Origin of the sequence: Kyrpidia sp., assembly GCF_023512215.1 — a bacterium.
GTDB lineage: Bacteria > Bacillota > Bacilli > Kyrpidiales > Kyrpidiaceae > Kyrpidia > Kyrpidia spormannii.
Genome location: NZ_JAILZZ010000028.1, coordinates 25,024 through 38,032 on the forward strand (window position 1 = coordinate 25,024; position 13,009 = coordinate 38,032).

Genomic DNA, 13,009 nt, shown 5'->3' on the forward strand with positions numbered 1-13,009 from the left:
ACCGCCGGCCGGCGGTGTTTCACGGTGTCTCGTCCGCAAGATGCAGATTGCCGCCCGGATCCAGCTGGCGAAGGACAGTGCGATAAGGGGTGTCGAGCCACAAGTTTGCCCGCTCCAGGGCTGCGGGGTCGGCCTGTTGTAGGCTGTCCCGCCACCGGTCCGCGGTGAGGACCGCGCCCACGTGTTGACGGTAGAGGGTTTGCAGCCAGGAGAAAAACCGGTCGTCCCCCATGGCCTGGCGCAGATCCCGGTACATGAGGACGGGGCGGAGATATTCGAGGAAGTAATACTGCCATTCGGTGTCAAAATCTTCATAGGGCCGCTCCGTTGCCCCGAGGTCCCGGGTGGGAAGGGCAACGCCCGGGTGGCCCGGCGAATAAGACCGACCTTCCCGGAACCAACTCGTCAGGCGATTCATGGCCGCTTCGTACGCTTCCGGGCCGTATCGGCTTTCTTCATAAAGATAGGAGCTGTAATCCGCCAGCCCTTCATCCATCCATGGCGTCAGCCCTTCGTAATCGCCCACGGCGCTATACCACCACAGATGGGCGAGTTCGTGGGCCGTCCACCGGTCGGCGTCCTGCTCGGGCATCTGCCCGTTCCACAGGTCAACGTCGATCAGCGCTAAATTTGGCAGCTCCTGGGCGAAGGTGGTGCCGGGCGGAGTCTCCACCAAGGCCACCGCATGGGTCGGCAAGGGGCCAAATCGGGCGCGGTAAAGGTTCAAGGCCGCCGTTGCCGTGGCTTCAAGCGCAGCGCGGTGTTCCGGGGCGAGGAGGCCGAGGTGGACCGTCAAGCCGTCAGCCAAAGTCAGGGTTGTGTCCTGGTACCCCGCCGACCCCACCAGGGCAAAATTGCGCAGGGCGCGTCCGTCCATCTTGACGGTGACCGTCCCATCACCCGAGGGCACGGCGCTTTGCGCCGGGGCAGAGGCGTACCAAGTCATCCCCTTCGGTGCCGTCCATGTGACCCGGTAGTCCGCGGTGTCGACGATATAGGGTTCACCGAATCCCTTGGACGGAGGTGGAGTGATCCAACCTGTTTGATCCAGGGATGCGAGGATGGGATACCAATAGGCGAGAATCCATACCCCGTCCCGCTCCCCGTAACGGGTCCCGCCGCTGGGGATGTCTGTGGTAAACTCCAGGGTCAGCCGTTTGGAAGTCCCGGACCCGACTTGTATCAGCAGTTGTTCCCCCAGCACCTGATAAGGGACGCTCTTTCCATCTCGGTATACCCCGTGAACCTGAATGCCGCCGGGATTTAGGGGATAGAGATAGAAGTGGACCGGGCTCGGCAAGGGATCCTGCCATTCCACGGTTTCTCGGCCGCGGATCTGATGTTGTTCAGGGTCTAACTTGGCCTCGATCTCATAGGTGATGGGTGCAGCGGTCTGCGGCTTTCCGGGAGCGACATCTCGGGCAGCGGGCTCTTCCCGGGAGGCAAAGGCCTTGGCCCATTCGCTTGCAAAGGTCCTATGCGCGTAATGCGCGGCGGCTGCAGCCAATTGAACCCAGGAGCGTTCGGGATAAGCGGCGGTCTTGACCACCAGGGACGTGGATCCCAGGGCGATCAAGAGGGCTAAAGCGACGCCGATCCACCTCCGCACCCCGACCACCTCCGTACCCGAAATTCATCTCGAATATCGAACCCGTCACTTGATAGATTCATATCGTATGGGTCGCTTCCTGCCTGGGCGTGCTTTTGGAGACGGCTTTGTCGTGCTATAGTTAAAGGTGGAGAGCGATCGTAGGGAGGCGGACCGGGTGGAACGGGAATTAGCCATGGAATTGGTTCGGGTGACCGAGGTGGCCGCCCTGGCCTCGGCGCGGTGGATGGGCACCGGCAAGAAGATGGAGGCCGATGACGCCGCCACCACGGCGATGCGCCGCATGTTTGACACGGTGAACATGAACGGTATTGTGGTGATCGGTGAAGGGGAGATGGACGAGGCCCCGATGTTGTATATCGGGGAACACCTCGGAACCGGGAGCGCCCCGGAGGTCGATGTGGCGGTGGATCCCTTGGAGGGCACGAACATCGTCGCCAAAGGATTGTGGAACGCCATTACGGTGGTGGCAGCGGCGCCCCGGGGAACCCTGCTGCACGCCCCGGACATGTACATGGAGAAGATCGCCGCGGGCCCCCGGGCCAAAGGAAGGATCCACCTGGATGCCACGGTGAAAGAGAATTTGATGGAAGTCGCCAAAGCCAATGATAAACATATCAGTGAAGTGGTGGCCATCCTGCTCGATCGCCCGCGCCACGAATCCTTGATTGAAGAGATCCGCAGTGCCGGCGCGCGGATTAAACTCATCACCGACGGAGATGTCGCGGCAGCCATCAATACGGCTTTCGAGGAAGTCGGAGTGGACATCATGTTCGGGACCGGCGGAGCTCCGGAGGGGGTCCTGGCTGCCGCCGCGTTAAAATGTCTGGGCGGTGAGTTCCAAGGACGCCTGGTTCCCCAGGACGATGCCGAGCGGGAACGCTGTCGGACGATGGGGATCAGTGATCCCCGGAAGGTGCTAACCCTGGAAGATTTGGTGCGCGGGGACGATGCGATTTTTGCCGCCACCGGGGTCACCGAAGGGGAATTGCTTCACGGCGTGCGGTTTTTGTCGAAAAACACGGCCAAGACACACTCGCTGGTCATGCGTGCGAGAACGGGCACCGTCCGGTTCATTGAAGCGAGACACCGGTTGGACCGCAAACCTCATCTCGTTCTTCGCTGATGGCCGGCTGCCGGTTTGGCACCGGCCCCAACTGCCTCCTTCCATTCCACCTTCCTGACAAGGTTTCACCGATTCGAAGCTCGCCGTTTGTTCAACGTTGGCCGGGTTCCCGGGCCGGGCCAGGTTATGCATGAAATTATCCGAAATGCAGGTGACAGCATTTGCACATTGGGGAATTGGAATCGAAAAAACTCACCGAGTTGTATAAGCTGGCGAAAGAATACCAAATTCAGCATTATGGCCAGATGAAGAAAAAAGAATTGATTTTTGCCATCTTGAAAGCGCTGGCCGAACGGGACGGGTTCATGTTTGCCGAGGGCGTATTGGAGATCATGCCCGATGGCTACGGATTTCTGCGGCCCATCGGCTATCTGCCCAGCAATGAGGACATCTATGTGGCCGCTTCCCAGATTCGCCGGTTTGACCTGCGGACCGGGGACCGAGTGTCGGGAAAGGTTCGGCCGCCCAAGGACAACGAGCGGTATTTCGGTTTGCTGCACGTCGAGGCGGTGAATGGCACGAGCCCGGAAGCTGCCGCGGAACGGCTGCATTTTGCCGCGCTGACCCCGCTTTTTCCGAATAAAAAGCTCATCTTGGAAACGACTCCGGACCGGCTGTCGGCGCGAATCATCGATCTGATCGCTCCGGTGGGGCTCGGCCAGCGGGGGCTGATCGTCGCGCCGCCCAAAGCCGGGAAGACCCTTCTTCTCAAAGAGATCGCCAACAGCATCGGCACCAACTATCCGGAGATCGAGTTGTTTATTCTGCTGATAGACGAGCGGCCGGAAGAAGTGACCGATATGCAGCGTTCCGTCAAGGGCGAAGTGGTGGCCTCGACCTTTGATGAAGTGCCCGACAATCATATTAAGGTGGCCGAGCTGGTTCTGGAACGCGCCCAGCGCCTGGTGGAGCACAAGCGGGACGTGGTCATTCTCCTGGACAGCATTACCCGCCTCGCCCGGGCGTACAATTTGGTCATTCCCCCGAGTGGCCGCACTTTGTCCGGCGGAATCGACCCCGCCGCGTTCCACCGGCCCAAACGCTTTTTCGGAGCCGCCCGGAACATCGAGGAAGGCGGCAGCCTGACCATCCTCGCCACAGCCCTCATCGACACCGGATCTCGAATGGACGATGTGATCTACGAAGAATTCAAGGGAACCGGCAATATGGAACTTCACCTCGATCGGCGCCTGGCCGAAAAGCGGATTTTCCCGGCCATCGACATCCGGCGCTCGGGCACCCGGCGGGAAGAGTTGCTTCTCACCCCGGAGCAACTGGACCGCCTTTGGGCCATGCGGCGGGCCATGAGTGATACCCCGGACTTCACCGAACTATTCCTGAAGAAACTGAAAGAGACAAAGACAAACGCCGAGTTTCTGGCTACGCTGGATGTGCGGGAGCGCAGTGCCCGGGCTTAAAGGGGGCCTTAGACTTTTCCAGACCTCCCGCGACCGCCCCGAAGGTTGCGAACGGGTTTCATCGCCTCAGCGAATTCCCATGGCCATTCGCCAGGTGAGCAAGATCTCTTTGGCTGCACGGTAAACCCCAGCTTCTCCGGCGGCAATGGCTTCATCCAATGTGCACGGTCCGGGTACCGCGCTAAAACAGGCCGCGGGCCCGATCCGGCGAAGCTCATCATATCCAGGCCCCAGTCCACCGGACAAAATCACGACCGGCACACCCAGGGAAGCGGCGATCTCCAGCACGCCCATTGGCGTTTTTCCGCGGGCGGTCTGGTGGTCGGTATTTCCTTCTCCTGTCAGGACCAAATCTGCGTCCCGCACTCGGTCGGGAAGCTTGACCGCTTCGGCCACCAAGCCCACGCCGCGTTCCAGGGAGGCGCCGAGCCCGGCCACCAGACCGGCCCCGAGTCCTCCCGCCGCGCCTGCCCCCGGCAGATCCAGGACGCTCCGCCCGGTGGCGGCCTCAAGCAACCGGCCAAAATGTTCCAGAGCCTCGTCCAACGCCCGCACCAGTTCGGGAGTGGCGCCTTTCTGTGGGCCGAATATTGCGCTGGCGCCCTGGGGGCCGATCAAGGGATTGTCCACGTCGCAGGCGGCCCGGACCCGTACGCCAGCCAGCCGGGGATCCAGGTGTTGAAGATCGACCCGGGCTGCCCGGGCCAGGGCGAGACCGCCGGGAGGGAGATCCTGGCCTTCCGCATCGACGATCCGGGCTCCCAAAGCCTGCAACATACCCGCGCCGGCATCGTTGGTCGCCGACCCCCCCAGGCCGATCAAGAGTGTATCACATCCTTCGTCCAGAGCTGCCCGGATTAACTCGCCGGTACCGAAGGTGGACGCCCGGCCGGGATCCCGCCGATCCTTTGGGATCAAGGGCAGCCCCGACGCTTGGGCCATCTCGATCACCGCCGTGCGGCCGTCCCCGAGGATGGCGAAGGTGGCTTCAACCGGGGCGCCGAGCGGGCCCGTCACCCTGGCTTGCACACGTCGGCCCCCCGTCGCGGCTGCCAGTGCGTCCACCGTGCCTTCGCCGCCATCGGCCATGGGGATCTCCTCCACCTGGGCGTCTGGGAACACCTCCCGGGCCGCCCTTGCCATGGCCGCCGCCACCTTCACGGCGCTTAGACTACCTTTATAAGAATCTGGAGCAATCACAATTTTCATACACGATCACCCTTTCTGCACGGTGAGGCGCTGGAGCCCGGCCTCCGCGGATTTTGTTCAGCATGAGAATAACGGGTTGAAGTGGAAGAACAAGAGTTTTCCGGCAAAAGATGCGAAGAATTCGCCTTTGTTCCAAGCCGTAACGTGTTGGCCGTCCCTTCTTCATGATACAATAAAATTGCAGGGTGCCGCGGACCCAATGCCTTTGGTGCCCTCAGCCCAAGCAAGGGGGATGAGTGAATGATGTACGGATATGGACCTGGTGTCGGACCGGGCACAGATTGGGGGTGGTGGCCGATGGGCATGTTTGGCATGATGGGACTTGGCTTTCTCCTGTGGATTATCATTGTGGGCTTGGTGATCTGGTTTATCGTTTTCTTGGTCAGGCGGTACGGTGGACACGCCGCTCCCGGGGGCGGGTGGTCCGGCGACCGGGCGGAACAGGTGCTGCGCGAGCGCTACGCCCGGGGAGAGATCGACCGAGAAACCTTTGCCAATATGATGAAAGACCTCCAAGAGCATCGGCCAAAATGGTGAGGGGGGCGGGCGAACTTTCCATTGCGATCTACGGTGCGATGGCGATATAATGTACCTTGGCGCTTTCGTTTTGTGCGGAGGTGTCCGAGGAAGGCAGGTGAGTGTTCGTGAAGGCTGGAATTCATCCGGAGTTTAAGATTACAAAAGTGACGTGTGCCTGCGGGGAAACTTTTGAGACCGGCTCGGTAAAAGAGAACCTGCGGGTGGAGATCTGCTCGAAATGCCATCCGTTTTTCACCGGCAAGCAGAAGTTTGTCGACACCGGCGGGCGCGTCGAGCGGTTTAAGAAGAAATACAACATGTGAATGGCCATGCGGCATTCCGCCGATGAGCCGGCTCCCCGGATCGCTTCCGGAAGGATGGGAGTCGGCTTTGTTGTTTCAATCCTTTCTCACCTGGGCACATTAAAGCCGAGGTGAGGAGGTGACGCGATGAGGCAGAGGCGGAGAAATTGGCGGAGCGGTGCCGCTGCGGCGGTGGGGGCGGTCCTGGTGATCGCGGGATGCGGGATCGGGCAGCCCGGTGCCGGGGCACAACCCCCCGCCGCGCCGAAGATGGACCGGTCGCGGATCGATGTGGACGGCGACGGGGACCGCAACCGTTGGGCACACGGACAAGACGTGCTGAACCCGCCGGTTAGTCTGGGGACCCTGCCATCTCCCCGCTCCGGTGCGGGTGTGGCCGGCGGAGAGGCGGCTTTGGCCGACCGATTGGCGGATGTGGCCTCTTCGGTACCCGGGGTGCAGTCGGCGACGGCAGTGGTCCGGAATCACCGGGCTTTCATTGGAATTCGCGTATCCATGCCCATTCGGGACGCTGAGCGCACGGAGCAAGTGAAAACCGAGATTCGCCAGCGGCTTCTGATCACGGCGCCGGTCATCAACGAGGCGCATATCACCGAAGACCGGACCTTGCTGCGGCAGATTGAAGACGTGGCTGACGCCGTGCGGGCGGGAAGACCGGTGAGCGATTTTCAGTCGAGGATCGACCAGTGGCAGCGGCAGATTCCTGCGGTCAAGCCCAAACTCGAACCCCCCGCGCCCTCCCCGGCCAGGAATTCGGTCAACACACCGCCCACTCCGGCACCTCCCTTTCGAGGCCCGTGACCCCGGACTCAAAACGTGAACATGCACAATCAAAGCCACCGGTGTCGGTGGCTTTGTAACGTTTATCGGCTGATGGACCGTCCGCCAGGCCCCGAAGCCGTGCGAAACCGCGGCCAAAAGGCCTTGAGGTGACAGCGGATCGTCGTCCGGATCGTCTCTGCGGGGAAAGATTCAAGAGCGTTGTAGCGGGCAAGCCCGTCGTACACCGCCTGCACCAGCTCCCGGGTGCGGGCCGGAGATTCCCCCAGTTCCGGTGCCAACTCCTTGGCCCATTCATCAAGTTCTGCCTGATTCACCCTACTCACCCCCGAATCGAAACACCGATCCCCATTGTACAACCAATTGACCGGGGACGAAAGAGGAAAATCCCGCATTTTCGCCTCCTTCGGTTTTCCCGGCCAGGGAATTCCTTTATAATGTTAGAATGGTATCGTTTATGTGCGGCTGGGCGATACGGTCAAGGAGGAATGACCATGTGGGACAAACTTCAGGCGATCGAGGAACGCTATGAGGATCTGAGCCGCCGCCTGTGCGACCCCGACGTCCTGGCCGATCCGGAGAAACTGCGGACCTATTCCAAGGAACAGGCCGATCTCGAAGAGACCGTTCAAACGTACCGGGAGTATAAACAGGTGGTTTCCGCTCTCCGCGAGGCCAAAGAAATGTTTGAAGAGCGCCTGGACGAGGAGATACGGGAATGGGTGAAATCGGAGATTGCCGCCCTGGGGCATCGGCGGGAAGAGCTGGAGGCCAAACTCCAGATTCTACTTTTGCCCAGGGACCCCAACGACGATAAAAATGTCATCGTGGAGATCCGCGGCGCCGCCGGCGGCGAGGAGGCCTCTTTGTTCGCCGCCGACCTGTTTCGCATGTACACCCGATATGCGGAGCGCCAAGGATGGCGGGTGGAGATGATCGATTCTCACCCCACCGATCTTGGAGGCTTCAAAGAAGTGGTCTTCAGCGTTCAGGGCCGGGGGGCTTACAGCCGGTTAAAATTTGAAAGCGGGGCCCACCGGGTCCAGCGGGTGCCCACCACCGAATCCGGAGGCCGCATCCACACGTCCACGGCCACCGTGGCCGTCATGCCCGAGGTGGAAGAGGTCGAGGTGGAGATCCACGACAAGGATCTTCGCATCGATACATTTTGTTCCACGGGTCCGGGGGGACAGAGCGTGAACACCACTCAGTCCGCGGTGCGGATCACCCACCTTCCCACCGGCATCGTCGTGTCCTGCCAAGATGAGAAATCCCAGCTCAAAAACCGGGAGAAAGCCATGCGGGTCCTCCGGGCGCGGTTGTACGAAAAATATCACCGGGAGCAGCAGGAGGAGTTGGCCCAAACCCGTAAAAGCCTGGTGGGCACCGGGGACCGCAGCGAGCGGATTCGCACGTATAATTTTCCCCAGAATCGCGTCACCGACCACCGCATCGGCCTGACCCTCCACCGCCTTGACGCCGTGCTCGACGGCGATTTGGACGAGATCATCCACGCCTTGATCGCCGCGGATCGAGTGGAGAAATTATCCATTGCCCAGTGAGGAACCTCCCCGTGACCGTTCACGAAGCATTGAAGGCGGCCGTGGCGCAGTTGCGAAAAGCCGGGGTGGAGGATGCTCGGTTGAGCGCCGAGGTGCTCATCCAGCGGGTGCTGGGCGTGGGCAAAGCGCATCTCTACGCTCATCCGGACCGGGTGCTCACCCCGGAAGAGGAGCGGCGGATTGCCGAAGGTGTCAGCCGCCGGGCCCGTCGGGAGCCCCTGCAGTACATCACCGGGGTGGTGGAGTTTTACGGGTTGGAACTCGAAGTCGGCCCCGAGGTCCTCATTCCCCGCCCGGAGACCGAAGGGCTGGTGGAGCGGGTTCTGGGGTGGCGCTCCATGTGGGAACGCCCGCTGATCGCCGATGTGGGTACAGGCAGCGGCGCCCTGGCTGTGGCCCTGGCTCACCACTGGCCCGGGGCCCGGATCGTGGGCATCGACGTATCACCCGGGGCGTTTCAGGTGGCTTCCCGGAATATACGGCGGCACGGGGTGGCGGATCGGGTCACCCTGGTACAAGGGGATCTCCTCTTCCCGTTGCTCGACCATAAGCAGCGAGCGGATATCGTCGTCTCCAATCCTCCGTATATTCCGTCCGGGGAGATTGAGGGCCTGCAGCCCGAGGTGGCCCGGTTCGAACCCCGGGCGGCCTTGGACGGAGGCGGGGACGGCCTGGCGGTGTATCGGCGCCTCTTCTCCCAGTTGCCCGAAGTTCTCGCCCGTCCGGGCGCCGTGGCGGTGGAGGTGGGGGCGGGCCAAGCCGGCGCGGTGCGCCGCCTTCTGGAGGAGAGCCTTCGTCACGTGGCGGGCGGCGCCGCCGATGTCCAGATGGAAACGGGGACAGACCGGGACCTGGCGGGCATCGAACGGGTGGTCTGGGGCCGCTTCTCATAACGGCTTCTCTATCAGAATGCAATCATAGGTTTGCAAGGTTTAAGATTTTTCCCCGCCGGCCATACTGCTGGTACGACAGCAGCGGTGAGGCGGGGGGATGAGCCGTGGAAGAGCAAGAACAGCAACCGAAACGTCCCCGGCCGTGGGCGGTGTGGCTGTGGCGGGTCACGGTCGGTCCTTTGGCCTTGGCGCTTACACTGGGGGTGGGGTGGATCGGGGCTTTGCTTCCCGATCGGTCCTGGAGGCCCCAAGAAGGGCCCAGCGGGGTTCCGGTGACCGCTGCCCCGGGCGCCTTTACCCCAGGGGCACATCCCGCCGGGACCGCCTTCTCGACGGGTGGACAACTCCCCCCTCTGGACGCGCCGGGCGGGGCGGGAGGCAGCGACGGGGCCGTTATTCCAATCCCGAATCAGGCGATCCGCCTGCGGATCATCGCCAACAGCGATCGCCCCGAAGACCAGGCGGTCAAACTGAAGGTTCGGGATAAGATCATCCAACTGGTGTCCGATCACCTGAAGGGCGTGACCACCGCCGACGAGGCCCGGGCCCGGCTTCGCGCCCTGGTGCCCCAGGCGGAGGCGATCGCCCAGGAAGAGGTCCGGGCTGCGGGGTTCCACTACCCGGTGCGGGCGGATTTTGGAATGGTGCCCTTTCCGACGAAAATCTACGGGGATCAGGTGTACCCCGCCGGTCGTTACGAAGCTTTGCGGATCACGTTGGGAAGTGGCCTGGGGACCAATTGGTGGTGTGTGCTCTTTCCGCCCCTGTGCTTCGTCGATTTGACGAACGGCGACGCGGTTCCCACGTTCCACGAAAAGGGGAACGTCACCACCGTGGAGTTGCCCGGTGTCGATGGTCATAAAGAGCCGGTGGTCATAAGGTGGTTTATTGTTGAGCTCATCATGAAAATCGTGGAATGGTTCCGGCATCTATGGTGATGGGGGCTTGAAAATGGAAACCAAGTGGATGCGTGTGGCCGCGGCCCTGGACGATCCGGAAGGGTTGAAAAACGATCCGGCTATCCTCGAGGCCGCTGCTTTTTTGTCCCGGGGAGAAACGGTGGCATTTCCCACAGAGACGGTCTACGGGCTCGGGGCTGACGCCCTGGATCCCGCGGCGGTTGACAAAATCTACGTCGCAAAGGGCCGCCCCGGGGATAATCCGCTCATCGTACACATTGCCGAAAAGCGGCAAGTGGATGACCTGGCCAAAGAGATTTTCCCGGCGGCCGAGCGGTTGATGGAAGCGTTTTGGCCGGGTCCACTGACCGTCGTTCTCCCCGCGGCGAACCGGGTGCCCCGGCGCACCACCGGGGGCCTGGATACGGTGGCCATCCGCATGCCCGCCCATCCTGTGGCCGCCGCCATCCTGCGGGTCGCCGGGATTCCGGTGGCGGCGCCCAGCGCCAACCGCTCGGGCCGCCCCAGCCCCACCACGGCCAAGGACGTGTGGGAGGATTTGGCCGGGCGCATTCCCCTCCTGGTGGACGGCGGACCGGCGGGGATCGGCGTGGAATCCACGGTCATCGGATGGCCCCAGGGCCGGCCGGTGATTCTGCGGCCGGGGGGCATCAGTCCCGAAGAGCTGCAGGACGTGCTGGGGGAGCCGGTGGAACTGGACGCCTCCTGGAAAGCTTCCGTCGACCGCCCTCTGGCTCCGGGGATGAAATACCGGCACTATGCCCCCAAGGGGCAGTTGTATCTCCTGCGGGGCGATCTGGATACCGCCCGGGCGGAGATCGTGCGCCGGGCGACGGACGACCACGCCGCCGGCCGCCGGGTGGGGGTGTTGACCACCGCCGAAGGGCGGACTGCGTATCCCCCTTTCTGCGAGGTGGTGGCCTGCGGCACCCGCCGGGACCTGGCCACGGTGGCGGCCGGCCTCTTCTCGGCCCTCCGGTTTTTCGATCACCGGGGATGTGAGGTGATCTACGCCGAACCGTTTCCTCCGGAAGGCATCGGCTGGGCCATCCTCAACCGCCTGATCAAGGCGGCGGGGCACCGGGTGATTCAAGTATCCCGGGCGACATGAAGGGCGGCCATTCCGATGGCAAAAGGGACAGTTTTATCAAGGTGGTCCTCACTCCATAATTCCCCCTTGCAGGACTTGCGGGCGGCCCCGCCGTGGCCCCGTGATGTCTAACCTTCGGCGTGTCCGCATAGACATGGTCCCAGACGGGCGGGACGACCCCGACCGATGCGGACGAAGGGATGACGGCTATGGCGGAGGTTGGGTACGGGATCGGCATGGTGCCGGAGGAGTGGGCCACCTTGTTTTTGCTGGCGGTGGCCTTGGGGTTGGATGCCTTTTCGGTGGGGCTGGGCGTGGGGTTGACCAAACCTCGCCCGGCGGAGATTCTGCGAGCCAGCGCCGCGGTGGGCGTCCTCCACGTGGCTTTTCCTATGGCGGGTCTCAGCTTCGGCATGAATCTCCACTATGCCATCGGCGATGTGGCCCAATGGCTCGGATCTGTGGTTCTCATCGTGATCGGAGGCCACATGATTTGGCACTCCATGCGGGAAAAAGCGGAGGATTGGATGCGGTCCGGGGTCAGCTACGGCTGGCTTTTGTACGCCTTCGGGGTCAGTCTCGACAGCTTGACGGCGGGCTTCGGGCTGGGGTTATTCAATGTGAATCCCTGGGGCGCCGCGGCCCTTTTTGGCGTTTTCGGGGCCCTGTTGTCCGCGGCGGGGCTGAGCGCGGGGCAGCGGGTGGGCAGGTGGCTCGGAGGATACAGTGAAGCCGTGGGCGGGGCCCTGCTCATCGCCGTGGGTTGCCATTTTCTGTTGTAGAGGGGGCCCCGGCGGTGGATCCGGTGTTGTGGATCAGTCTATGGTCTGGGATGGCCACGCCTCTCGGGGGGTTGTTGATTTTGTCTCTCGGGGAGCGGGCCCGGCGGTGGTTGGCGCTGTGCCTCGGAATTGCCGGAGGAATAATGGCGTCGGTGGTGGGGATCGACCTGTTGCCCTCAGCGCTTCGCCACGGGGGGCCGGCGGCTTTTTGGGGCGGGGGCCTGGCGGGGGTCGCTTTTATGAGTGTGCTGCGCCGGGCGGTGGAGCGCGGGATGGACGGATGGAAAGGCGATTTTGAGCAGAAACACCTCATGAGGTTGGGCTGGTTTCTCGCCTTTGCCATCGCCCTTCACGATCTGCCCGAGGGCCTGGCCATCGTGGCCGGTGAGCGGGTGGCGCCCTCTTTGGGAGCGGTGTTGGCTCTGGCCATCGCCCTCCACAACGTTCCCGAGGGGATGAGCATCGCCCTGCCCCTTCGCATGGCCGGCCTATCGCCGCTCATGGTGACGGCGGTGACCGTGGCAGCCGGGCTTGTCACACCCTTGGGGACGTGGATGGGGATGAACCTGTTTCAGGCCGGTCCCGCCGGGGTCTCCTACGCCCTGGCCTTTGCCGGGGGGGCCATGGCTTATGTGGTGGCCCGGGACATTCTGCCCGAGGCCCTGGAAGAGGACTGGAGGGAAACCTTTGCCGGCATTGTGGTGGGGGCGCTGGTGATTCATTTTGCCGCCCGGTTACATATGTGAAGGGGCCGATTGGATGCTCAGCGGCCCAGCGC

The 13,009-nt window shown here is 62.7% G+C and carries 14 protein-coding genes; 11 read left to right on the forward strand and 3 right to left on the reverse strand.

Going from position 1 to position 13,009, the window contains the following annotated elements:
- Positions 1-19: 19 nt before the first annotated feature.
- On the reverse strand, positions 20-1,609 hold the full coding sequence (locus tag K6T64_RS10665; protein WP_288010104.1) for a gluzincin family metallopeptidase: 1,590 nt from the start codon (positions 1,607-1,609) through the stop codon (positions 20-22).
- 157 nt (positions 1,610-1,766) lie between these two features.
- On the opposite strand from K6T64_RS10665, the gene glpX reads away from it, so the two are divergent.
- Both glpX and rho read left to right on the forward strand, forming a co-directional pair.
- On the forward strand, positions 1,767-2,735 hold the full coding sequence (gene glpX / locus K6T64_RS10670) for a class II fructose-bisphosphatase (RefSeq protein WP_288010106.1): 969 nt from the start codon (positions 1,767-1,769) through the stop codon (positions 2,733-2,735).
- A 161-nt stretch (positions 2,736-2,896) separates the two neighbouring features.
- Positions 2,897-4,153 (forward strand): transcription termination factor Rho, encoded by a 1,257-nt coding sequence (rho, locus tag K6T64_RS10675; protein WP_100669012.1) that lies wholly within the window; start codon positions 2,897-2,899, stop codon positions 4,151-4,153.
- A gap of 66 nt (positions 4,154-4,219) precedes the next feature.
- Here rho and K6T64_RS10680 read toward each other — a convergent pair whose 3' ends face one another.
- Positions 4,220-5,362, reverse strand: coding sequence for a glycerate kinase (locus tag K6T64_RS10680; protein ID WP_288010109.1), 1,143 nt, complete (start codon positions 5,360-5,362; stop codon positions 4,220-4,222).
- A 240-nt stretch (positions 5,363-5,602) separates the two neighbouring features.
- Between K6T64_RS10680 and K6T64_RS10685 the strand changes: the two genes are divergently transcribed.
- The 3 genes from K6T64_RS10685 (at position 5,603) to K6T64_RS10695 (ending at position 7,005) form a co-directional block, all read left to right on the forward strand.
- Positions 5,603-5,899: an SHOCT domain-containing protein gene (locus tag K6T64_RS10685; RefSeq protein ID WP_197945653.1), complete on the forward strand. Its 297-nt coding sequence runs from the start codon at positions 5,603-5,605 to the stop codon at positions 5,897-5,899.
- A 107-nt stretch (positions 5,900-6,006) separates the two neighbouring features.
- Complete coding sequence (gene rpmE, locus K6T64_RS10690; RefSeq protein WP_041306519.1) at positions 6,007-6,204, forward strand: 50S ribosomal protein L31; 198 nt, start codon at positions 6,007-6,009, stop codon at positions 6,202-6,204.
- Positions 6,205-6,330: 126 nt separating this feature from the next.
- Complete coding sequence (locus K6T64_RS10695; RefSeq protein ID WP_288010111.1) at positions 6,331-7,005, forward strand: YhcN/YlaJ family sporulation lipoprotein; 675 nt, start codon at positions 6,331-6,333, stop codon at positions 7,003-7,005.
- A 62-nt stretch (positions 7,006-7,067) separates the two neighbouring features.
- Here the strand turns inward: K6T64_RS10695 and K6T64_RS10700 are convergent, their stop codons facing one another.
- Entirely contained in the window at positions 7,068-7,301 is a 234-nt protein-coding gene (locus K6T64_RS10700; protein WP_170099977.1) for a hypothetical protein, read from the reverse strand.
- Between the two features lie 177 nt (positions 7,302-7,478).
- Here K6T64_RS10700 and prfA point away from each other — a divergent pair, with 177 nt between their 5' ends.
- From prfA to K6T64_RS10730, 6 genes are all read left to right on the forward strand, one after another.
- On the forward strand, positions 7,479-8,546 hold the full coding sequence (prfA, locus tag K6T64_RS10705; protein WP_288010114.1) for a peptide chain release factor 1: 1,068 nt from the start codon (positions 7,479-7,481) through the stop codon (positions 8,544-8,546).
- Positions 8,547-8,557: 11 nt separating this feature from the next.
- The gene (gene prmC / locus K6T64_RS10710; RefSeq protein ID WP_288010115.1) at positions 8,558-9,439 is read left to right on the forward strand and encodes a peptide chain release factor N(5)-glutamine methyltransferase; all 882 of its coding nucleotides are present in this window, start codon (positions 8,558-8,560) and stop codon (positions 9,437-9,439) included.
- Between the two features lie 104 nt (positions 9,440-9,543).
- Positions 9,544-10,377 carry a stage II sporulation protein R gene (gene spoIIR, locus K6T64_RS10715; protein WP_288010116.1) on the forward strand — a complete coding sequence of 278 codons (834 nt, stop codon included), beginning with the start codon at positions 9,544-9,546 and terminating at the stop codon, positions 10,375-10,377.
- Between the two features lie 13 nt (positions 10,378-10,390).
- Positions 10,391-11,470 carry an L-threonylcarbamoyladenylate synthase gene (locus tag K6T64_RS10720; protein WP_288010118.1) on the forward strand — a complete coding sequence of 360 codons (1,080 nt, stop codon included), beginning with the start codon at positions 10,391-10,393 and terminating at the stop codon, positions 11,468-11,470.
- A gap of 188 nt (positions 11,471-11,658) precedes the next feature.
- Positions 11,659-12,231: a manganese efflux pump MntP gene (locus K6T64_RS10725; protein WP_170099972.1), complete on the forward strand. Its 573-nt coding sequence runs from the start codon at positions 11,659-11,661 to the stop codon at positions 12,229-12,231.
- Positions 12,232-12,245: 14 nt separating this feature from the next.
- Positions 12,246-12,977 (forward strand): ZIP family metal transporter, encoded by a 732-nt coding sequence (locus tag K6T64_RS10730; RefSeq protein WP_100669003.1) that lies wholly within the window; start codon positions 12,246-12,248, stop codon positions 12,975-12,977.
- The last annotated feature ends 32 nt before the right edge of the window (positions 12,978-13,009 follow it).

Excerpts from the sequence above, each read along its gene's own strand:
- K6T64_RS10680 (WP_288010109.1), bottom strand. The coding sequence starts at position 5,362 with ATGAAAATTGTGATTGCTCCAGATTCTTATAAAGGTAGTCTAAGCGCC.
- K6T64_RS10685 (WP_197945653.1), top strand. The coding sequence starts at position 5,603 with ATGATGTACGGATATGGACCTGGTGTCGGACCGGGCACAGATTGGGGG.
- K6T64_RS10695 (WP_288010111.1), top strand. The coding sequence starts at position 6,331 with ATGAGGCAGAGGCGGAGAAATTGGCGGAGCGGTGCCGCTGCGGCGGTG.
- prfA (WP_288010114.1), top strand. The coding sequence starts at position 7,479 with ATGTGGGACAAACTTCAGGCGATCGAGGAACGCTATGAGGATCTGAGC.
- K6T64_RS10720 (WP_288010118.1), top strand. The coding sequence starts at position 10,391 with ATGGAAACCAAGTGGATGCGTGTGGCCGCGGCCCTGGACGATCCGGAA.
- K6T64_RS10725 (WP_170099972.1), top strand. The coding sequence starts at position 11,659 with ATGGCGGAGGTTGGGTACGGGATCGGCATGGTGCCGGAGGAGTGGGCC.